Annotated in this window: 19 protein-coding genes and 1 pseudogene; 10 read left to right on the top strand and 10 right to left on the bottom strand. The window is 67.7% G+C overall.

Going from position 1 to position 19,400, the window contains the following annotated elements; genetic code table 11:
- The 3 genes from Q0379_RS08370 to Q0379_RS08380 form a co-directional block, all read right to left on the bottom strand.
- A partial coding sequence (locus Q0379_RS08370; protein ID WP_299006992.1) for a hypothetical protein occupies nt 1-638 on the bottom strand: 638 nt, incomplete at its 3' end.
- A gap of 172 nt (nt 639-810) precedes the next feature.
- Entirely contained in the window at nt 811-2,178 is a 1,368-nt protein-coding gene (locus Q0379_RS08375) for a histidine kinase dimerization/phospho-acceptor domain-containing protein (RefSeq protein WP_299006994.1), read from the bottom strand.
- Between the two features lie 73 nt (nt 2,179-2,251).
- Nucleotides 2,252-2,767, bottom strand: coding sequence for a dihydrofolate reductase (locus Q0379_RS08380; protein ID WP_299006996.1), 516 nt, complete (start codon nt 2,765-2,767; stop codon nt 2,252-2,254).
- A 101-nt stretch (nt 2,768-2,868) separates the two neighbouring features.
- Between Q0379_RS08380 and Q0379_RS08385 the strand changes: the two genes are divergently transcribed.
- Nucleotides 2,869-3,891: a zinc-binding dehydrogenase gene (locus tag Q0379_RS08385; protein ID WP_299006998.1), complete on the top strand. Its 1,023-nt coding sequence runs from the start codon at nt 2,869-2,871 to the stop codon at nt 3,889-3,891.
- Here Q0379_RS08385 and Q0379_RS08390 read toward each other — a convergent pair.
- From Q0379_RS08390 to Q0379_RS08405, 4 genes are all read right to left on the bottom strand, one after another.
- Nucleotides 3,888-4,319 (bottom strand): PaaI family thioesterase, encoded by a 432-nt coding sequence (locus tag Q0379_RS08390; protein ID WP_299007000.1) that lies wholly within the window; start codon nt 4,317-4,319, stop codon nt 3,888-3,890. The two genes, Q0379_RS08385 and Q0379_RS08390, sit on opposite strands and share 4 nt — an antisense overlap.
- Nucleotides 4,316-5,155, bottom strand: coding sequence for a thymidylate synthase (locus tag Q0379_RS08395; protein WP_299007002.1), 840 nt, complete (start codon nt 5,153-5,155; stop codon nt 4,316-4,318). The genes Q0379_RS08390 and Q0379_RS08395 overlap by 4 nt, the downstream gene beginning before the upstream one ends.
- A 225-nt stretch (nt 5,156-5,380) precedes the next feature.
- Complete coding sequence (locus Q0379_RS08400; RefSeq protein WP_299007004.1) at nt 5,381-6,331, bottom strand: SH3 domain-containing protein; 951 nt, start codon at nt 6,329-6,331, stop codon at nt 5,381-5,383.
- Nucleotides 6,332-6,406: 75 nt separating this feature from the next.
- Nucleotides 6,407-6,967 (bottom strand): DUF924 family protein, encoded by a 561-nt coding sequence (locus Q0379_RS08405; RefSeq protein WP_299007006.1) that lies wholly within the window; start codon nt 6,965-6,967, stop codon nt 6,407-6,409.
- 103 nt (nt 6,968-7,070) lie between these two features.
- Between Q0379_RS08405 and Q0379_RS08410 the strand changes: the two genes are divergently transcribed.
- From Q0379_RS08410 to Q0379_RS08425, 4 genes are all read left to right on the top strand, one after another.
- Nucleotides 7,071-7,859 carry an RcnB family protein gene (locus Q0379_RS08410; protein ID WP_299007008.1) on the top strand — a complete coding sequence of 263 codons (789 nt, stop codon included), beginning with the start codon at nt 7,071-7,073 and terminating at the stop codon, nt 7,857-7,859.
- A gap of 252 nt (nt 7,860-8,111) precedes the next feature.
- Complete coding sequence (gene ilvC / locus Q0379_RS08415; protein WP_299007011.1) at nt 8,112-9,131, top strand: ketol-acid reductoisomerase; 1,020 nt, start codon at nt 8,112-8,114, stop codon at nt 9,129-9,131.
- Nucleotides 9,132-9,316: 185 nt separating this feature from the next.
- The gene (locus tag Q0379_RS08420) at nt 9,317-9,676 is read left to right on the top strand and encodes a metalloregulator ArsR/SmtB family transcription factor (protein ID WP_299007014.1); all 360 of its coding nucleotides are present in this window, start codon (nt 9,317-9,319) and stop codon (nt 9,674-9,676) included.
- Nucleotides 9,660-10,136: an SRPBCC family protein gene (locus Q0379_RS08425; protein WP_299007017.1), complete on the top strand. Its 477-nt coding sequence runs from the start codon at nt 9,660-9,662 to the stop codon at nt 10,134-10,136. The genes Q0379_RS08420 and Q0379_RS08425 overlap by 17 nt, the downstream gene beginning before the upstream one ends.
- Before the next feature lie 4 nt (nt 10,137-10,140).
- Here the strand turns inward: Q0379_RS08425 and Q0379_RS08430 are convergent, their stop codons facing one another.
- The gene (locus Q0379_RS08430; RefSeq protein ID WP_299007021.1) at nt 10,141-10,950 is read right to left on the bottom strand and encodes a CAP domain-containing protein; all 810 of its coding nucleotides are present in this window, start codon (nt 10,948-10,950) and stop codon (nt 10,141-10,143) included.
- A 66-nt stretch (nt 10,951-11,016) separates the two neighbouring features.
- Between Q0379_RS08430 and Q0379_RS08435 the strand changes: the two genes are divergently transcribed.
- Nucleotides 11,017-11,577, top strand: coding sequence for a nucleoside 2-deoxyribosyltransferase (locus Q0379_RS08435; protein WP_299007024.1), 561 nt, complete (start codon nt 11,017-11,019; stop codon nt 11,575-11,577).
- Nucleotides 11,578-12,188: 611 nt separating this feature from the next.
- Here Q0379_RS08435 and Q0379_RS08440 read toward each other — a convergent pair.
- Nucleotides 12,189-12,278: pseudogene (locus tag Q0379_RS08440) on the bottom strand (hypothetical protein); the annotation flags it as partial.
- Between the two features lie 274 nt (nt 12,279-12,552).
- Here Q0379_RS08440 and Q0379_RS08445 point away from each other — a divergent pair.
- The 3 genes from Q0379_RS08445 to dnaA all read left to right on the top strand — a co-directional run bounded on the left by Q0379_RS08445 (nt 12,553) and on the right by dnaA (nt 15,640).
- Complete coding sequence (locus tag Q0379_RS08445; RefSeq protein WP_299007026.1) at nt 12,553-13,341, top strand: enoyl-CoA hydratase; 789 nt, start codon at nt 12,553-12,555, stop codon at nt 13,339-13,341.
- 146 nt (nt 13,342-13,487) lie between these two features.
- The gene (gene rpsT, locus Q0379_RS08450; protein WP_004617408.1) at nt 13,488-13,763 is read left to right on the top strand and encodes a 30S ribosomal protein S20; all 276 of its coding nucleotides are present in this window, start codon (nt 13,488-13,490) and stop codon (nt 13,761-13,763) included.
- Nucleotides 13,764-14,164: 401 nt separating this feature from the next.
- Nucleotides 14,165-15,640: a chromosomal replication initiator protein DnaA gene (gene dnaA, locus Q0379_RS08455; RefSeq protein ID WP_299007032.1), complete on the top strand. Its 1,476-nt coding sequence runs from the start codon at nt 14,165-14,167 to the stop codon at nt 15,638-15,640.
- A 79-nt stretch (nt 15,641-15,719) separates the two neighbouring features.
- On the opposite strand, the gene Q0379_RS08460 is transcribed toward dnaA, so the two are convergent.
- On the bottom strand, nt 15,720-16,331 hold the full coding sequence (locus tag Q0379_RS08460; RefSeq protein WP_299007035.1) for an alpha-ketoglutarate-dependent dioxygenase AlkB: 612 nt from the start codon (nt 16,329-16,331) through the stop codon (nt 15,720-15,722).
- A gap of 93 nt (nt 16,332-16,424) precedes the next feature.
- Between Q0379_RS08460 and Q0379_RS08465 the strand changes: the two genes are divergently transcribed.
- Entirely contained in the window at nt 16,425-19,073 is a 2,649-nt protein-coding gene (locus Q0379_RS08465; RefSeq protein WP_299007037.1) for a M1 family metallopeptidase, read from the top strand.
- Nucleotides 19,074-19,400 lie beyond the last annotated feature (327 nt).

The raw sequence follows: 19,400 nt of genomic DNA on the forward strand, positions 1-19,400 counted from the left end.
AGCGCGAGCATCAGGATCGGCTTCAGATGCGGAACTGCGGCATCCACCAGCGCCCGGGCCTGCTCATGGGTCAGGAAGACCTCGCGATGCTTGGCCTCTTCCTGCCGATGCTCGCCATAGGACCAGTCGCCGACCTCGGCCTTCCAGACATCCTTGGCGCGTTTGCAGACCAGCCGAAGCGTGGCGAGATAGCGGTTCACCGTGGCCCCGCTCAGCGTCTCAGGGCGCCCCTGGGTGGCCTTGCGGGTCTGCATGGCCTGGACCCCTTCGTTGATCGCGCGGTCGTCCAGGGCGCTCAGGAGCGTGTTGCGGCCCAGGGCCTGGAGCAGAACCTTCATGTGGTAGCGCTGCCCGGTCTGCCCGTGCGCGGTCTTGCTAGCCTTTTCCGTCCAGAACCGGACAAAGGCATCGTTGAGGGTCATTTCCAGCTTGGGTTTCTCGCCCAGCTTGATCTCGCGCCAGACCTCCTCATAGCGCTTCTGCGCCAGGGCGGCGGCGGCTACCTTGTCCGAAGTCCCGCTGCTTTCTCGAACTCGATGACCGTCGATCGTGAATGCGATCTGGAAATGGTCCGAGCCGGGGCGCCGCGTGAGATAGGCTTCCCCTGGGATCGGCTGCTGCTTGCGTTTTCCGGCCATGCTGTCCTCCTCTGCTCGGCCAGCCATTCCTGCAGCATCGCTCGCGTGTAGCGCTTGCCGCCGCCCGGCGTGGGGATCGCTGGCACTTTCCACACGCGCAGGGTCTTCACGTCGACATTGAGGATCGCCGCAGCCTCCACAGCGGTCAGGAGGCGCAGGTCATCAGCGTCGCTCATGTCATTGCCTCGGCTTCGCGATCGGCGGCCTCCTGGGCCTCGGCGGCTTCGGTGGCGCGCTCTTCCGCCGTGCGGCCGTCGGTAAACACCAGCAGCATGTAACGACTGCGATTGAGCGCCGCGGTAGGTACGGCACGCACGATGGCGAACGGCTGGCCGGAGTCGTGAATCACCTCGTTGACCGTGGCCACCGGGTCGAACTCGACGATTTCCAGCTCCATGCGGCCGGCCTCAAGCTTCGAGAAGTCCAGGAGGTCGTTGATGATCTCGACCAGCGAGCGGCCGGCGCGATTGATCAGGTCGAGGCGTCGGCGGCTGTCGGGCGAAAGGCCGGGGTCGCCGGCCACGAGGTCGGCGAAGCCCAGGATGCTGTTCAGCGGCGTGCGGATCTCGTGGCTGATGGTCGCCAGGAATTCCGACTTGGCCTTGTTGGCGGCCTGGGCGCTGGCTTGGGCGTCGCGGGCGGCGTCGCGGCCTCGCGTCAACAGCGCCTGCAGGCGCTTTTGCCGTTCCAGGATCATGGCGGCGGTGAGGCAGACGGCGAACAGCATGAGGTGGAAGATCACGGTGTGGCGCAAGGGGCTCAGCGCCGCGTGACGGTCGATGCCGACGCTATGCAGGACCGCGGGGATCGAGGCGGCCAAGGAGGCGATGACCAGGATCGCCGCCGCGCGCGGCCCGCCTCGGAACACGGCCAGCATGGCGGGGGCGAACAGCAGGGCCTGCAAGCCAGGATCCCAGGTGAAGATCGCCACGGCGCTGACGACCACAAGGGCCGTCAGCATGGCGATCTGCCAGGCCGACGCCGGGAACATCGGCTTGTGACGGCGGTCCATCAGCATGATGGTGGTCGGCATCGCCAGGAACAGTCCCAGCACGTTCGGCGGAATCCAGTCGGCCCAGCCGCTCCACATGGGCTTGCCGCGAGAAAGCGCCAGACTGACGGTGGTGATGGTGGAGAACACGACAACCAGCACCGCGGCCGCGGCGGTCAGGCGGGCTAGGCCCCATGGACTGCGCATTTGGGTGGTCAGGCCCAGACGCTCCAGGCTCCAGGCGATAAGGACGTTCTGGATAAGGTCCTGCGGCACCACCAGCACGATGAAGGACAGGCGCACGCCGGCGATCAGCTCGATGGCGACATGAGTGACGCCGGCCAGCGCCAGCATGATCCATCGCGCCTTGCCCTTCAGGGTCAGCAGGCCCGCGATGACCACGGCGTTGGCCGTCCAGATCGACGGCAGGTTGTGGGTCGCTCCAGCCAGGAACAGGCTAAAGACGATGGACCCCCCGAAGGCCGCCAAGAGGCCGGCGATCCGCACAGTCTGGTCGTCGCGCGACGGAATTCGGATAGCCGCGATCAAGATTAGCTCCCCTACCCTGGGTGGGTATCGCAGGTCGTCGTTGCGATCGGGTTTACAGTCTAGGCGTGTTCCGTCAGAGGCGCTCCAAGACCCGGAACACGAACGCGTGGTCGTCGCCGTCGCCGGCGGCGTGCGTCTCGCGGCGGACCTCGGTCCAGGCGTTTTCGTCAAAGACGGGGAAATGCACATCGCCGTCGACCTGGGCGTCGACCTCGGTGAGATAGAGCCGCCTGGCCTTGGGCAGGGCCAGCTCGAACAGGGCGCGGCCGCCGATCACGCAGACCTCGTCGACCCCATCGTCGGCGGCCTGCTCCCTGGCGATCTGGACGGCTTCCGACCAGGTCTCGCAGGCGATCGCGCCCTCGGCCTCGAAGCTCTGGTCGCGGGTCAGGACGACGTTCATGCGGCCGGGCAGGGGCTTGCGGGGCAGGCTGTCCCAAGTCTTGCGGCCCATGATGATCGGCTTGCCCAGGGTGTTGGCCTTGAACAGGGCCAGATCCGATTTCAGTCGCCAGGGCAGGTCGCCGTCGCGACCGATCACCCCGTTGGCGGCGCGGGCGACGACAAGGGCGAGGGTGGGCAGGGTCATGGGCCATGATTAGCGGGCGCCGGCCTGGCGCGCCATGGCTTGATCGAAATCTGAACGTTGATCACTCTCGTTCCCAACGAACGAAGATCGGGGAGGGCGCGATGTCGGCGACGGCGTTCGAGATGCACATGGCCCGGACAGGCGGGGTTGAGGTCCTGCGCGGGCGCGAGGTCGAACTGCCGGCGCCGGGCCCCGGCGAGGCCCGCGTGGCGATCGAGGCCGCGGGCGTGGCCTTCGCCGACATCGTCATGCGCACCGGCCTCTATCCGGGCGTGAAGGCGCCGGTGACTCCGGGCTACGACTTCGTAGGCCGGATCGAGGCGCTGGGGCCGGGCGTCGAGGGCGTCCAGGTCGGCCAGCGCGTGGCGGCCCTGACGGTCACAGGCTCATACGCCACGCGCCGCAATGTCGAGGCCCGCTGGCTTGTCGCCGCGCCCGAGGACGCGCCGGCCGAGGCCCTGGTCGCGGGCGTGCTGAACGGCCTGACCGCCTGGCAAATGTTCGACCGCGTCGCCGGCTCCGTGGCCGGCGAGTGGGTGTTGGTCCACGGCGCGGCGGGCGGTGTGGGCGGCCTGCTGCTCGACCTGGCGCTCCTGGCCGGCGTGAAGGCGGTGGGCGCGGCCTCGGCGGGCAAGCGGGCCGAGGTCGAGGCCAAGGGCGGCGTGCATGTGGACTATCGCGCCGAGGCCGTCGCCGAACGGGCGGTGGAGATCTCCGGCGGCGGCGTGGTCGCGGCCTTCGACCATGTCGGAGGGCCGCATCTGAAGGCGGCGTCGCTGGCCGCCCTGCGCGATGGCGGGACGGCGGTGCTCTATGGCGGCTACGACGCGACCAAGGGCGGCAAGGCGCGGCCGGGGGCGATGCTGAAGATGCTGCTGGCCGATCGGCTGTCGGCCCTGAAGCTGTTCAGCGAAAGCCGCGGCGTCGTCGGCTACAACGTCACGTCATGGCGCAACGCCCGGCCGGCGGCGTATCGCCAGGACCTCGCCCAGGTGCTGAACCTGATCGGGCAGGGCGCGATCCAGCCGACGATCGCCAAGGTCCTGCCGCTGGCCGAAGCCGGCGAGGCTCAGACGCTGCTGCAGTCCGCGAAACTGGCGGGGAAGATCGTGTTGAGGCCTTAGGAGACGCCGAAAGGCGTGATGATCTGCTGGGCGCTAGCCCGCGCGATCAGTTCGCCGTCGGGCCGGAAGAAGTCGGCCTCGACGTGGATGATCGACTTCGTTTGGGCCACGACGCGGCCTTCCAGGCGCAGCGGCTCAGCCTTGCCGACACGGATGAAGTCGATCTTCAGATTGCTGGTGCGGAAGGCGGCGTCGGCCGGCGCGGCGGTCATGGCGGCGAAGGCCAGGATCTGGTCGGCGAGGGCGGCGAGATAGCCGCCGAACATTGAGCCATCGCCGTTGAGCAGCTCCGGCGAGGGCTGCCAGGTCTTCCTGGCCCAGCCCGGCCCCCAGGCGTCCAGCGCGCCCAGCTTCAGGGTCTGGACGACGGGCGGCAGGATCGCGTCGCCCGAGGCGAGTTGATCCAGCCGATCCGTCGCCCAGGTCAAACAGAGACCTCGGCCTTGATGTGCGGGTGGGCCTGGTAGCCCTCGAGCTTGAAGTCCTCGTACTCGAACCCGAACAGGTCGCGCTTGTCGGCGATCGTCATGGTCGGGAAGTCGAAGGGCTCGCGGGTCAGCTGCTCGCGGGCCTGGTCGAGGTGGTTCAGGTAGAGGTGCGCGTCGCCGAAGGTGTGGACGAACTCGCCCGGCTGCAGGCCCACGACCTTGGCGACCATCAGGGTCAGCAGGGCGTAGGACGCGATGTTGAACGGCACCCCTAGGAACACGTCGGCGCTGCGCTGATAGAGCTGGCAGCTGAGCTTGCCGTCGGCCACGAAGAACTGGAACAGGCAGTGGCAGGGCGGCAGGGCCATGTCGTCGACGTCGGCCGGGTTCCAGGCCGAGACGATGTGGCGACGGCTGCTGGGATTGGTCTTCAGATTCTCGACGAGATTGCTGATCTGGTCGATGACGCGGCCGTCCGGAGCGGCCCACGAGCGCCACTGCTTGCCGTAGACGGGGCCAAGGTCGCCGTTCTCGTCGGCCCACTCGTCCCAGATGCGCACCCCATTGTCCTTGAGATAGGCGATGTTGGTGTCGCCCTTCAGGAACCACAGCAGCTCGATGATGATGGAGCGCAGGTGCAGCTTCTTGGTCGTCAGGACCGGGAAGCCCTTGGAAAGATCAAAGCGGATCTGCCGGCCAAAGACGCCGAGCGTGCCCGTGCCGGTGCGGTCGCCGCGCTGGACGCCGTTCTCCAGGATGTCGGCCAGCAGGGCCAGATACTGCCGCTCGGGATGGTCGGCAGCGGCTTTCGGGGCGTCGAGGACGGCGGTGGTCATGGCCTCACTCCGCAGGCAGACCTAAACCCTAACACTATCCATAGCGATCGGGTGGAGCTTGAGCACAAATTCTTGTGGGTATCTTGTCCAAAATCAAAGTGTCATCCCGGCCACAGCGTAGCGGAGAGCCGGGACCCAGGGGCGGCCTCACCGCGTCTGGCCCCTGGGTCCCGGATAGCCTCTGCGAGGCTTCCGGGATGACAAGATTTGGGACCAGGAAGGGCCCTACTTGCTCGGCGCGAGGCCGGTGTTCAGCACCCAGCCGACGTTGTCGTTCTCGTCGGCCACTTCCCACCACAGCTCCTGCTGCTTGCCGGTCGGATAGACGATGGCGCCGGCGGGCAGGGTGCGGATCAGCTTGCCGCCGGCGACGGGGGTCGCGCGCAGGGCGACGGGGCGCTGGGCGGTGAAGGTCTTGGCCGGCGCCGCGGCGGCGGCCGAACCGCCTTCCGACAGCAGACCCAGATCGCCGACCATCTTCGAATAGGCGTCGATGAACGACAGGGTGACGATGCGGCCGATGTCGGTGTCCTCGTAGCCGCCGCCGACCGCGCCGGCGAAGCCGAGGCCGCCGCCCGCGCCCCAGCCGATGTCGTTCTTCACCGCATAGCCTTCCGACACCGACATGGTCTCGGTCGTGCGGACATTGGTCAGCGACAGGACGGTGTTGGCTTCCAGCTTCTTGGTCTTGATGCCGCCGACCAGGCCGCCGACGCGACCGCCGATCAGGCCGCCGATGGCGCCGGCCACCGCGCCGCCGCCGACATTGCTGTTGCTGCCCTGGACCTCGGCGACCAGCACGTAGTCGGCCGCCTTGACCTGGCCCTGGCCGACGTTCGAGCCGCGCTGCAGGCCGAGGTTGCCGCCGATCTCGCGCTCCTTCTGGGCCGCGCCCAGGCCCGCGCCCCGGTCGACCAGGTTGAAGCAGCCCGAGCGTTGGACGATGGCGCGCAGCACCTTCTGCGGCGAGGCGAGGTTGTACTGGGTCCAGCCGCTGGAATCGTCTCCGTCGACGATCGACAGCGTGCCCAGCTTGCGCGTGCAGCGCGGGACTTCGCCGGACGCCTGGGTCTGCAGCTGCTGGCCCTTGCTGGCCTTGGCCTGGGCGAAGCCGGTGGCGGGCGTGATGGCGGAAAGCGCCAGGCCGACGACCAGCGCGCTGCGGAAGGCTTTCATATCTTGGCATTCCCCGAACAAATGAGCGGACGCACTCGTACAGGCGAAACTTTACAAAGCAAAGTTACGGCCGCGTCACCCGGCGAAGCCGCCTTCATCCAGGAACTCCTGCTCGGCCGCCGTCGTCTCGCGGCCCAGGCCTCCGTTTCGGTGCGGGAAACGCCCGAACCTGGCGATGATGTCGCGGTGCATGAGCGCCCACTTCATCGACTCCTCGTCGCCGGTGTCGGCTTGCAGGCCGGCGAACAGCTGGACGCTGAACTCCTGGTCGACCAGCGACTCGGAGTGTTCGAACGGCAGGTAGAAGAACGGTCTGAGCGTATGCTCGATCGCTGGATCGTGGTCGTGGCCGGCGGCGATGGCGGCGCGGGCGAACATGCGCGCCAGCGGGTCGGTCGCGAAGGCGTGCGGCGTGCCACGGAACATGTTGCGGGGGAACTGGTCCAGCAGGATCAGCAGGGCCAGCGCGCCCTCGGCCGTGTCGGCCCAGGCGTCGTAGCGGCGCATCGAGGCCCGGTAGTGGGTCTGCTCGAACTTCAGCGCGATGGCGGAGTCGAAGGCCGCGTCCTTGGCGAACCATTTGGCCGGGCCGGCATGGCGCCAGAAGCTGACGATGTCGTTGGGATGCGCGGCCATCGTGTCTCCATCGTCCATGTTCAAGCTCGGTTCATCGGGCGAGTCCGAGACTGCTATCAAGGGACAAGCCCGGGCCTGCCATCAAGGCCCTTCGGAGCAAGAGATGAAACGTGTGATCACGACCGCCCTGGCGCTTTCGTTGCTGGCCGGCGCGGCCCAGGCCGGCGCGGCGGGGGCGGTGGTCGCTCAGCAGCAGCAACAGCAGCAGCGCGAACAGCAGCCGCGGGACGCTGGGCCGCGGCCAGATCGCGGCGGCGACCGAGGCGACCGCTGGGGAGATCGCGGACCGCGCCAGCCCGGCGGCGACAGTGGCTGGAACCGGGGCGATCGCCCGCAGCGGCCGCAAGGACAGCCTCAGCAGGCCCAGCCCGCGCGTCCGGACGGCGACCGAGACCGCAACCGCGGCGGCGACGATCGCCGGGGCGGCTGGGACCGCAACGACAACAACCGCCCCGGCTGGCAGGACCGGGATCGCGATCACGACCGCGACGACCGTCGCTGGAACGACAATCGCGATCGTGACCGCAACGACTACCGCTGGAACGACAACCGCAGCTGGGAGTGGAACGACCGCAGCCGCGACCGCTATCGGGATCGCGACCGTGGGCGGCCGCGCTACGACCGCTATACCTATCGTCCGTTCTACTCCGCGCCGCAGCGCTATCGCGCGCCGGTCTATCGCTATCCGCGCGGCTGGTACGTGCGGACCTGGTCGTTCGGCGACTATCTGCCCGGCGGTTGGTACGGCAGTTCGTACTATCTCGACGCCTGGCGCTACGGCCTGCCGCAACCGCCGATCGGCTGCGAGTGGGTGCGGGTCGGCGACGACGCCATTCTGGTCGATGTCTGGAGCGGTCAGGTCCTGAGCGTCTGGCGCGATCTCTTCTGGTGATCCGCGAAAGGTCGGGTGAGGGGGCGGGGGAGCAATCCTCCGCCCCTTTTTCGCGCGTGTTGCGCGGGTTTTTTCACCCCGTGATGGCGAAGCCGCGAACCTCCGCCTAAAACGGGGTCGCGAAGGCTTCCGGATTTCGGCGTTCTGTCGGCTCTGCCTTGACGAAACGGCAAAAAAACGCTCAAACGCCCGGCCTTCGTCGCTCTTCCGTTGCGTTGGGCGACCCTGATCGACCAGTCCTGGAGAAAAAACATGCGCGTCTACTACGACCGCGACGCCGACATCGCCCGCATCCTGGACAAGAAGATCGCCATCGTAGGCTATGGCAGCCAAGGTCACGCCCACGCGCTTAACCTTCGCGACTCCGGCGCCAAGAACGTCGCCGTCGCCCTGCGCGCCGGCTCGCCGACCGCCAAGAAGGCCGAAGGCGAAGGCCTGAAGGTCATGACGGTGGCCGAAGCCGCCGCCTGGGCCGACATGATCATGATCCTGGCGCCGGACGAGCACCAGGCCGCGATCTACAAGAACGACATCGCCCCCAACATCCGTGACGGCGCGGCCCTGCTGTTCGCCCACGGCCTGAACGTCCACTTCGGCCTGATCGAGCCGAAGAACACCATCGACGTGCTGATGGTCGCGCCGAAGGGCCCGGGCCACACCGTGCGCGGCGAGTACCAGAAGGGCGGCGGCGTGCCGTGCCTGATCGCGGTGCACCACAACGCCACCGGCAACGCCCTCGACCTCGGCCTGGCCTACGCCTCGGCCATCGGGGGCGGCCGCTCGGGCATCATCGAGACCAACTTCCGCGAAGAGTGCGAAACCGATCTGTTCGGCGAGCAGGCCGTCCTGTGCGGCGGCACGGTCGAGCTGGTCCGCGCCGGCTTCGAAACGTTGGTGGAAGCCGGCTATGCGCCGGAAATGGCCTATTTCGAGTGCCTGCACGAGCTGAAGCTGATCGTCGACCTCATGTACGAGGGCGGCATCGCCAACATGAACTACTCGATCTCGAACACCGCCGAATACGGCGAGTACGTGACGGGTCCGCGCATCATCACGCCGGAAACCAAGGCCGAGATGAAGCGCGTGCTGGAGGACATCCAGTCGGGCAAGTTCGTCCGCGACTTCATGCTGGAAAACCAAGTGGGCCAGCCCTCGTTCAAGGCCACCCGCCGCCGCGCGGCCGAGCACCAGATCGAGGAAGTCGGCGGCCGCCTGCGCGACATGATGCCCTGGATCGCCAAGAACAAGCTGGTCGACCAGGCCAAGAACTAAGAGCGCGATAGCCGAAAGTGGTCGCCGGTTTCGGCGGCCGTCGCGCGGCCAAGAACCAAGGTCCTCGCAGACCCCAAGCTTCAGTACCCAAAGCTTAAATCCCGCGAAGCCCTCGGCCCTCCCAGGCCGGGGGCTTTTCGTTTGCGGCTTGCGCAACGGCGTTCTCCGTGCATAAACTGAACCAAATGGTTCAGTATTCAGCCGCCCGCCTCGACGCCTCGTTCGCCGCCCTGTCCGACGCCACCCGGCGCGGGGTGCTGGAGGCGCTCGGCCGGGGCGAGGCGTCGATCACCGAGCTCGCCAACCTTTTCCAGATGACCCTCACGGGCATGAAGAAGCACGTCGCGCTGCTGGAGGCGGCGGGGCTGGTGACGACGGAAAAGATCGGGCGCGTCCGCACCTGCCGGCTCGCCGCGAGCGGGCTGGAGGAAGAGGCCGCGTGGATCGAGCGCTATCGCCAGCGCTGGGCCCTGCGGTTCGACGCGCTGGACGAGGTTGTCGAGGAACTCAAGCAGAGGGAGGACCAGGATGTCCGGAAAGAATGAGACGGTCGTGACCCGCAAGTCGGACCGGGAGCTGGTCGTGACCCGGGTCTTCGACGGCCCGGTCCGCCTGGTGTTCGAGGCCTGGTCCAAGCCCGAGCTGTTCCAACGTTGGTGGGTTCCCAAGACCCTGGGCGTGCCGCTGCGGGCCTGCGAGATGGATGTCCGCACCGGCGGCGGCTATCGCCTGGAGTTCGGGCTGGACGCCGCCAACAGCATGGCCTTCTTCGGCACGTACACCGACGTGACCCCGCCCTCGCGCATCGTCTGGACCAACGAGGAGGCGGGCGAGGTGTCGGTGACCACGGTCACGTTCGAAGACCAGGGCGACAAGACGCTGCTGACGCTGAGCGAGCTCTATCCCAGCAAGGCGGCGTGCGACGAGGCTTTGCAGGGTTCGGCCCAAGGCTACCCCATGCAATTCGAACAGCTGGACGACCTGCTGGTCGAGCTGGTCGCCTGAGGCGCTATTCCAGGACGAACACCGGCCCCCAGCCCAGCTGGTAGCGGTGCTCGCCCGAGGACAGGTGCGGCCGCAGCTGCCAGGCGCCTGGCTGCAGCACGCTGGGCGGGCGGCCTTCGACATAGGTGATGGTCAGCACCTCGCCGCCCGGCTCGGACACCGAGAACTGGCGGATCGGCGGGGCGGCGTTCGACAGGGCCCGGGCGATCTCGTCCGGGCCGCGCACGCGCAGCGGGGCAGGGGCCGCCAAGCGCGCGGCGACCTCGGCATAGGCGCCGACCGCGATGACGCGAGGACCCTGGCGCAAGGCGCCATAGCCGACATGGGTGAAGCTGGGGGCGACCAGGTTGGCGCGGTGGCCGGGACTGTCTCGCCACTGGTTCATGATCTGGTCGGGCCGCACCGCGCCGTCGGCGTTGCGGCGCATGGCGATGTTCTCGGCCGGCGCGCCGACCAGGTCGCGGGCCAAGAGGCCGACGCGGCCGGCGGGAGAGTAGCCTTCGCGCGTCAGGTGGTCGAAGCGTTCCGTCACCGCCATGTCGGCGGCGTGAGCGCGGGCGGCGGCCGCCAGCCCCGGATCCCAGGCCAGCGGCGGCGCGCCCTCGCGGCGACGGATCAGATTATTGAGGTCCAGCAGGGTCTGCTCGAAATCCTCGTCGAAGTCGCCGCCGGGCGGATCGGCCAGCAGGCCGCGCAGGCGGCGCTCATAGGCCAGCCAGGGCTGGGCCGGGGCGGCGAGGGCGGCGGGAGCGAGGGACGCGGCGGCGACGGCGAAACCGCCGGCCAACAGGGTTCTTCGCGCGATGGACGTCATTCAGCCTTCCGACAAACATTGAACGCCAACATTGACAGCGGCGCCTCGGGACCAGACGTAAGGCACATGCGTCCTGTCCGTTCCCTATGGCTGGCCGGCCCACAAGTCTGGCTCCCCGACTCCGACGCCCAGGCCGCCCGCGAGCGGGCGCTGTGCCTGGACGCGGGGTTCGAGCCCCTGACTCCGGCCGTCATGCCCCCGGGCGAGAGCGGCGACGAACTGGCGGCCCGGCAGTTCTACGCCGCCCGCATGGCGCAATTGCGCCAGGCCGACGCCGGAATCGTCAACCTGACGCCCTTCCGAGGTCCCTCGGCCGACACCGCCGCCGTGTTCGAGGCCGGCGTGCTGGCGGGGCTCGGGCGGCCGATCTTCGCCTATCTGAATGTCGCCAGCGAGATCGAGGCCGAATACGTCGCGCGCGTCGACCAGATGCTGGGCGCCAGTCTCGACGAGAACCGCGTCTGGCGCGACGCCGACGATTGCCAGATCGAGGACCACGGCCTTCCCGAGACGGTCATGCTGTGGGGCGAGGCCCGGCGGCTGTTCGTGATTGTGACGCACGATCCTTTGCGGGATGTGACGGGGTTGGAGCTGTGCCTAGAGGCGTTGGGGCTGTACGCGGAGTAGGGGGCGAGGCGCTGGATAGCAGATCCAGCGGACGGCCTGAACGTCTGCAATGGGTGGCTAGCGGACCTTGGCTACGGGTCGCCATGAACAGCGATGTCAGGAGCTCCATGGAGGTTAGGTCCTTTCGATGGAGCGCTGGGACATTTCTGACGTAGCGTCCGGCTCATTCGTTCGAGCGCTTGATTGAGCTTGGCTGCGCGCCTAGTCGCACTCAGAGCCGTCAGCTCATCACGCCACCACGACTCTAATTCTTCCTCCGAGGGGCAAGCCGCCGCTTTGACAGCGAGGAATAGCTGGCTATCGCCAGTGCTGATTTCGACCCGCCAACTCGTTGTGCGCCGAACGGCTTCGCAGTTTGACGCGAACTCGTCCTTACCGGCGACACACGTCAGAGACCACCGATCACGCGAGGGTGGCGAGGCGGCCGTCGAGTGGCTCCCCGTCGCCAGGACGACAACACAGCCGAGAACAAGAGGCTTGCAGAACTTGACCATGCCGGAAGCTAACCGCAGCGCTAGAGTCCGACTAGGGTCGTAAGCCGACCTCCCTAGGTCGGTCCGAACCTTACATCTCCTGGAGGCTGCAGCGTGCAGGACTGAGCGGGTTGGTCGAGGACCGGCCTCCGGCCGGCCGCGCGGCGGCGACGCGGAGCGTCGTCCTTGAGCAACCCGGTCAGCCCTGCGATCGTCTCGCCGTGAGATGTAAGGATGGCTCCCGTCGCGGGGGACGGGTTTCCTGATGGGCGGGGGCGAGCGCAATCCAAGATCCTCCCCCGCGATGCGGGGGAGGTGGCCCAGAGGGTCGGAGGGGGCTAGCTCGGCCGACCTCCAGTTCGCCCCCTCCGGCGCTCCGCGTCCCTTTCCATCCCTTCAGCGGTCAGCCGCGTGAAGCGGTCGTCCCATGGCTAACGCGACGTCAGGGCTCCCCAACCGCTCCGACCCCTCTATAAAAGCGCCAACCTTTCAGGAGACCCCGATGGCCGATTACCAGACCCTGATCGTCGAGGCGCCGGACAGCGCCCCCGGCGTCGCCCTGATCCGCCTGAACCGTCCCGAGGCGCTGAACGCCCTGAACACCCAGCTGCTGGGCGAGCTGGCCCAAGCGCTGGCGGCGGCGGAAGCCGACGACGCCGTCGGCTGCATCGTGCTGACCGGCTCGGCCAAGGCCTTCGCCGCCGGCGCCGACATCAAGGAGATGTCGGACAAGACCTACGCCCAGATGTTCAAGCAGGACTTCTTCACCGCCGGCGCGCGGGCGGTTGAGCAGTGCCGCAAGCCGATCATCGCCGCGGTGTCCGGCTACGCCCTGGGCGGCGGCTGCGAGTTGGCGATGATGTGCGACTTCATCCTGGCGGCCGACACCGCCAAGTTCGGCCAGCCCGAGATCACCCTCGGCGTCGCCCCGGGTATCGGCGGCACCCAGCGCCTGACGCGCCTCGTGGGCAAGTCCAAGGCCATGGACATGATCCTGACCGGCCGGATGATGGACGCCGTCGAGGCCGAGCGCGCGGGACTGGTCTCGCGGATTTTCCCGGCCGACAGCTTGGTGGATGAGGCCCTGGCCGTCGCGGCCAAGATCGCCGCCCAGTCGCCGCTGGCCGTCGCGATGAACAAGGAACTGGTCGAGGCCGCTTACGAAACGACCCTGACGACGGGCGTCGCGCTCGAGCGGCGCCTCTTCCACTCGCTGTTCGCCTTCGAAGACCAGAAAGAAGGCATGGCGGCCTTCGTCGAGAAGCGAAAGCCAAGCTTCAAGGGGATGTGATCGGGCTCGAAACGATTGCGTCGTTCCGGTCCTCAGGAATCCGCCTGTGGACCGTTGACCCCGGGCGCCGCTTCCCGTATATCCGCGCGCTCTGTTTTCCCTGCTTCGCGGCCGCCCGCGCGGCTGTCCGTTTGAAGGTCCGATCCATGGCCAATAATCCCGGCGCCAAGAAAGCGATCCGCAAGATCGCTCGCCGCACCGAAGTCAACACCGCCCGCCGCTCGCGCGTGCGCACCTTCCTGCGCAAGTTCGAAGACGCGATCGCCAAGGGTGACGTCGCCGTCGCCAAGGCCGCTTTCGTCGAAGCGCAATCGGAACTGATGCGCGCCGTTTCGAAGGGCGTGGTTCATCCGAACACGGGCTCGCGCAAGGTCTCGCGCCTGGCCGCCCGCCTGAAGAAGCTGGATAAGGCCGCGGCCTAGTCCAGATTCTGGACGAACGCCGTTCGTCGAGCGAATTCAAGTATTTACGAAAGCCGGTCAGGGTTTCCTGGCCGGCTTTTGCTTTGAATCAATCGGCCTTTTCCTGACGTTGCAAACTGTGATCTGGGGCCCCTTTACGGGTATTCCCTTGCGGGGCGAGGCCCTCTCGCGAGTCAACAGAAATATCCGCGACCGGACGCAAGTTTTCCGTTTGACCCGCCTCCGCCGCTGGCTAGTTTAAGCGTCTCAACGCTTCTCCAGTCTTGGAAAAACAAGGCGGCGGCGGACCGATCGTGTTCGCCGAGTAAGAACCTGTGTGCGTTGAGGGTACCGGTCGCACGCCATGGGGGGCGGCGGCTGAAAGTATGCGGCGGTTACTTTTTTTGCGAGGCGGTGGACGAATGACGATGAAGGGTGGGGTGGCCAGCCAGGACTTCTCGGCGGCGATCGCGGCGGCTTGCGAGCCCGCGACGGCCGTCTGGTCTAAGGTGTGCGTGGCGTTGAAACGTGAGCTGGGCGACGCGGCCTTCGGGTCCTGGATCGCGCCCGCCGTTCTGCGCGAGGCCGCCGCTGGTGACATCGTCCTGGTGACTCCGACGGGCATCGCCCGCGATTGGATCCGTCGCAGCGCCTGGCGCCGCATTGGCGAGCTGTGGGCCGCCAACGACGCGACCGGTCGTCGCATCGATCTGAAGTCGCGTCTGGAGTTCGAGGCCCTGGCCGGCGCCTATGTCGAGGCCGCCGCCAAGCCGGCCGCCGTCGCCGAGCCGTTCGAGATCGTGCTGCCGGTGTCGACCGACGCCCCCGCCGTGGCCCCAACCAGCGCCAAGTCGCCCCGCACCCAGGGGCTGCAAGAACGCTTCACCTTCGAGACCTTCGTCCCGGGTCCGGCCAACGAGTTCGCCCACGCCGTGGCGCGCCGGATCGCCAACTGGGCCGACGGCCACTTCAATCCCGTGCTGTTCCACGGCCCCTACGGCTTCGGCAAGACCCACCTCTTGAACGCTCTGGCCTGGGAAGCCATGCGCAACGCGCCGGAAAAGCGCGTGGTCTATCTGACCGCCGAGCGCTTCCTGTCGACGTTCGTGCGCGCCGTGATGGATCGCCAGACGGCGGCCTTCAAGGAAGAGCTGCGCGCCGCCGACCTGCTGATCATCGACGACGTCCACTTCATCGCCGGCAAGCAGTCGACCCAGGAAGAGCTGTTCCACACCCTGACCGCCCTGGTCGAGGAAGGCCGCCGCGTCGTGTTCTCGGCCGACCGTCCCCCGTCGGCCATGACCGAGATGGACGCCCACCTGCGCTCGCACCTGTCGGCGGGCCTGGTCTGCGGCCTGGAGCCGGCCGACCGTTCGCTGCGCTTAGGGATCCTGGAGCGCAAGATCCAGACCCTGTCGGCCGCCCATGGCTTCGAGCCGACCATGCGTCCGGACGTGCTGCAGTTCCTGGCCGACCGTTTCACCGACAGCGTCCGTGAGCTGGAAGGCGCCCTGAACACCCTGTCGGCCCGCGCCGGGGAAGGGCTGTCGCGCATGACCCTCGACGAGGTCCAGGCGATCCTGCGTCCGCACCTGCGGTCGGGCGAAAAGCGCATCACCATCGACGACATCCAGAAGGCCACCGCCGAGCACTACGGCATGAAGCAGGCCGACCTGCTCAGCGAGCGCCGCAACCGCGCCGTGGCCCGTCCGCGCCAGGCCGCCATGTGGCTGGCCAAGCAGCTGACGACCCGCTCGCTGCCGGACATCGGCCGTCGCTTCGGCGGTCGCGACCACACCACGGTCCTGCACGCCGTGCGCCGCATCGAGGCGCTGCGTGCCGAGGACAGCGCGCTCAGCCAAGACCTGGAGACCATAACGCGCAAGCTGCGCGGCTGATCCGGGCGACGCCGGGACCGCGGTTTCCGGCATCGATATCAAGAGGGCCGCTCCGCAAGGGGCGGCCTTTTTGCTGGGGTCAGCGCGCCCGCCTCAGGGTCAGGTTGATCCGGCCGCCGCCGGGAACCAGGCTGGACGAGCCGGGCAGGATGCGGTCGACGCCGTGAAAGGCCAGGCGCGCGGGGCCGGAAAGCCGGCAGACGTCGCCAGAGCTCAAGCGCAGGCTCCGGGTCGGGTCCTTGCGGCTGGTCCCGCCGATCCGAAACACCGCCGTGTCGCCCAGCGAGACCGATAGCACCGGAAAGCGCGGGTCAGCCTCGTCTCGGTCCTGGTGCAGGCCCATTCGAGCGTCGCCGCGATAGAGATTGACCAGGCACGAGTCCGGCGGCGTCTCGGGATCGCCCAGCCGCGCCCACAGATCGCGCAGCGCGTCGGGCATCGCCGGCCAGGGCTGATCCGTTCCCGGATGGCGGTCGGCGTAGCGATAGCCGGTCCGGTCGCTGACCCAACCCAGCGGCCCGAACGCCGTCATGGCCGCGCTCATCGCCTTGCCCTGCGGCGTCTCGTACTGGGCGAACGGCGCCGTCTGGGCGGCCTCCAGGATGGTGGCGACCAACGCCCTCTGGGTTTCGAGGTCCAGGAGGCTGGGCCAGAGGTCGAACCCCGGCGTGACGGACAGCGGCTGCAACATTACGGATTATTAACGCGCGACGCAGGGGCGGAAGGTGTTGGTTTGCGCCGCCGGCTGAGGGGGCCGGATGAAATTTCCAATCTGGAAGCCAACATGCGTCGTCTCTTGTCCTCTGCGGCCGCGGCCGTGATCCTTTTGGCCGCGGGAGGCGCTTCCGCCGCCGCCCCGGTCGCGACCGCTGGCTCGAAGGGCGCGACCTTCGCCACCGTCACCACCCAGCTGCCGCGCAACGTGCGGCCCTCGCACTATGATCTGGCCTTCACCCCCGACGCCGACAAGCTGAGCTTCAGGGCGCGGGTGAAGATTTCGATCGAGGTGGTCGAGCCGACCAGCACGGTGACCTTGCAAGCCGCCGATCTGACCTTCGACAAGGCCGAGATCGCGGGTGTGGGCGCGGCCAAGGTCAAGGTCGATGAAGAGGCCCAGACGGCCAGCTTCACGTTCGCCAAGCCGCTCCCCAAGGGCAAGTACGTCCTGTCGATCGATTACGCGGGCAAGATCTACACCCAGGCCGCGGGCCTGTTCGCCCTCGACTACGAGACCGAGACCGGCAAGAAGCGGGCGCTCTACACCCAGTTCGAGAACTCGGACGCCCGCCGCTTCATCCCGTCGTGGGACGAGCCCTTCTACAAGGCCACCTACAGCGTCGAGGCGACGATCCCGACCGGCCAGATGGCGCTGGGCAACATGCCGATCGCCTCGTCCAAGGACATTGGCGGCGGCAAGACCGTCGTGAGGTTCGCGACCTCGCCGAAGATGTCGACCTACCTGCTGTTCTTCGGCCTGGGTGAGTTCGACCGCGCCTCGGTCAAGGCGGCCGGCGTCGACGTCGGCGTCGTGACCAAGAAGGGCGACACCCCGAAAGCCGAGTTCGCCCTGAAGTCGGCCGCCAAGATCCTGCCCTGGTACAACGACTATTTCGGCACGCCCTATCCGCTGCCGGTGCTCGACAACATCGCCGCCCCCGGCCAGAGCCAGTTCTTCAGCGCCATGGAAAACTGGGGCGCGATCTTCTACTTCGAGTACGCGATGCTGCTGGATCCGAAGATCTCGACCGAGCGGGACAAGCAGAACGTCTTCACGACCGTCGCGCACGAGATGGCTCACCAGTGGTTCGGCGACCTGGTCACCATGGCCTGGTGGGATGACCTGTGGCTGAACGAGGGCTTCGCCTCGTGGATGGAAGGCCGAGCCACCGAGCACTTCCACCCCGAGTGGAACTCCGCGCTCGCCGCCGTCGGCGGCCGGGAATACGCCATGAGCCTGGACGCCCTGCAGACTACGCACCCGGTCGTCCAGCACGTCGAGACGGTCGAGCAGGCCAGCCAGGCCTTCGACGGCATCACCTATCAGAAGGGCGAGGCCGTCATCCGCATGCTGGAAGGCTATGTCGGCCACGACGCCTGGCGTGACGGCGTGCGCGCCTACATGAAGCAGCACGCCCATGGCAACACGGTCAGCGACGACCTGTGGCAGGCCGTCGAGACGGCGGCCAAGAAGCCGATCAAGGCGATCGCCCACGACTTCACCCTGCAGCCCGGCGTGCCGCTGATCACCGTCGACAGCGCGACCTGCGCGGCCGGCAACACCACCCTGTCCCTGACTCAGGGTGAGTTCAGCAAGGACATGCCGAACAAGAAGCCGCTCCTGTGGCGCACGCCGGTGACCGTGAAGGCGCTGGGCGGCGGCGAGGCCAAGACCCTGGTCACCGGCGGCAAGGGCTCGGTGACGGTCCAGGGCTGTGGCCCGGTCGTCGTCAACGCCGGCCAAAACGGCTACTTCCGCGTTCAGTACGGCCCCGAGCGCTTCTCGGGCATTGTCGCCAACTTCGCGAAGCTGCCGTCGATCGACCAGCTGGGCGTGATGAGCGACGCCTGGTCGATGGGCCTGGCCGGCTATCAGCCCGCCACCGACTTCCTCGACCTGGCCAAGGCCACGCCGGCCGACGCCGACCCGCAGGTGCTGTCCAAGATCGCCGGCGTCTATTCGACCATCGACGCCTACTATGAAGGCATGCCGGCCGAGCGCGCCGCGTTCCGCAAGCTGGCGATCGCCAAGCTGCGTCCGCTGCTGGCCGCGGTCGGCTGGACCGCCAAGGCCGGCGAGCCGGACAACATCGCCATCCTGCGCGCCAACCTGATCGGGACGCTGGGCGGTCTGGGCGACGCCGAGGTGGCGGCCGAGGCCATCCGCCGCTTCAACGCCGACAAGACCGACCCCAGCGCCATCCCTGGTCCGCTGCGTAAGACGATCCTGAACGTGGTGGCCAGGCAGGCCGACGCGGCGACCTGGGACGCCATCCGCGCCCAGGCTCAGGCCGAGAAGACCCCACTGGTCAAGTCGCAGCTCTACATGCTGCTGGCCTCCACCGAGGACGAAGCTCTGGCCAAGAAGGCTCTGGAGCTGGCCCTGACGTCCGAGCCCGGCGAAACCCTGTCCAGCAACATGATTTCGCGCGTCGCCGGCGAGTTCCCGGACATGACCTTTGACTGGGCCGTGGCCAACAAGGACGCCGTCAACGCCAAGGTCGACTCCAGCTCGCGCACCCGGTTCATCCCGGGCCTGGGCTCGGGCTCGTCGAACCCGGCCATGGCCGACAAGATCAAGGCCTACGCCGCGGCCAATCTGGCCGAGGGCTCGCGCAAGGAAGCCGAAAAGGCGGCCGCCTCGGTGCTGAACCGCGCCAAGATCCGCCAGGATCGCCTGCCGGCCATCACCGCCTGGGTCGCCAAGGCCGGCTAGCGACACAAGACCCTAAAAGTTCAAGACTTTCAGTGGCCGCGCCCCTCGGGTGCGGCCATTTTTCTATCGCGATACGCCAGATTCCCCCTTGTCCCGAGGGGTTATGGTCTTGCACCCCGCTGGCTATCCCCCATATCCGGCTTCGAAGCGGGGTTGACGGGCTCGTCAACTTCGCACAACGCATTCTGCCCGTTCGGCTTTCGTCGGCCGGGCCAGGATGTGGAACGTAAACCCGAGAGAGTGCGAACCACGGGGACGGTACGAGAAAAACCGGGGCGCTTCTGAGAAGGCCCTTGTCACCGCCGTCCGCCTAAAGGAGCGACAGGT

Source organism: uncultured Caulobacter sp. (genome assembly GCF_937900395.1).
Lineage (GTDB): Bacteria > Pseudomonadota > Alphaproteobacteria > Caulobacterales > Caulobacteraceae > Caulobacter.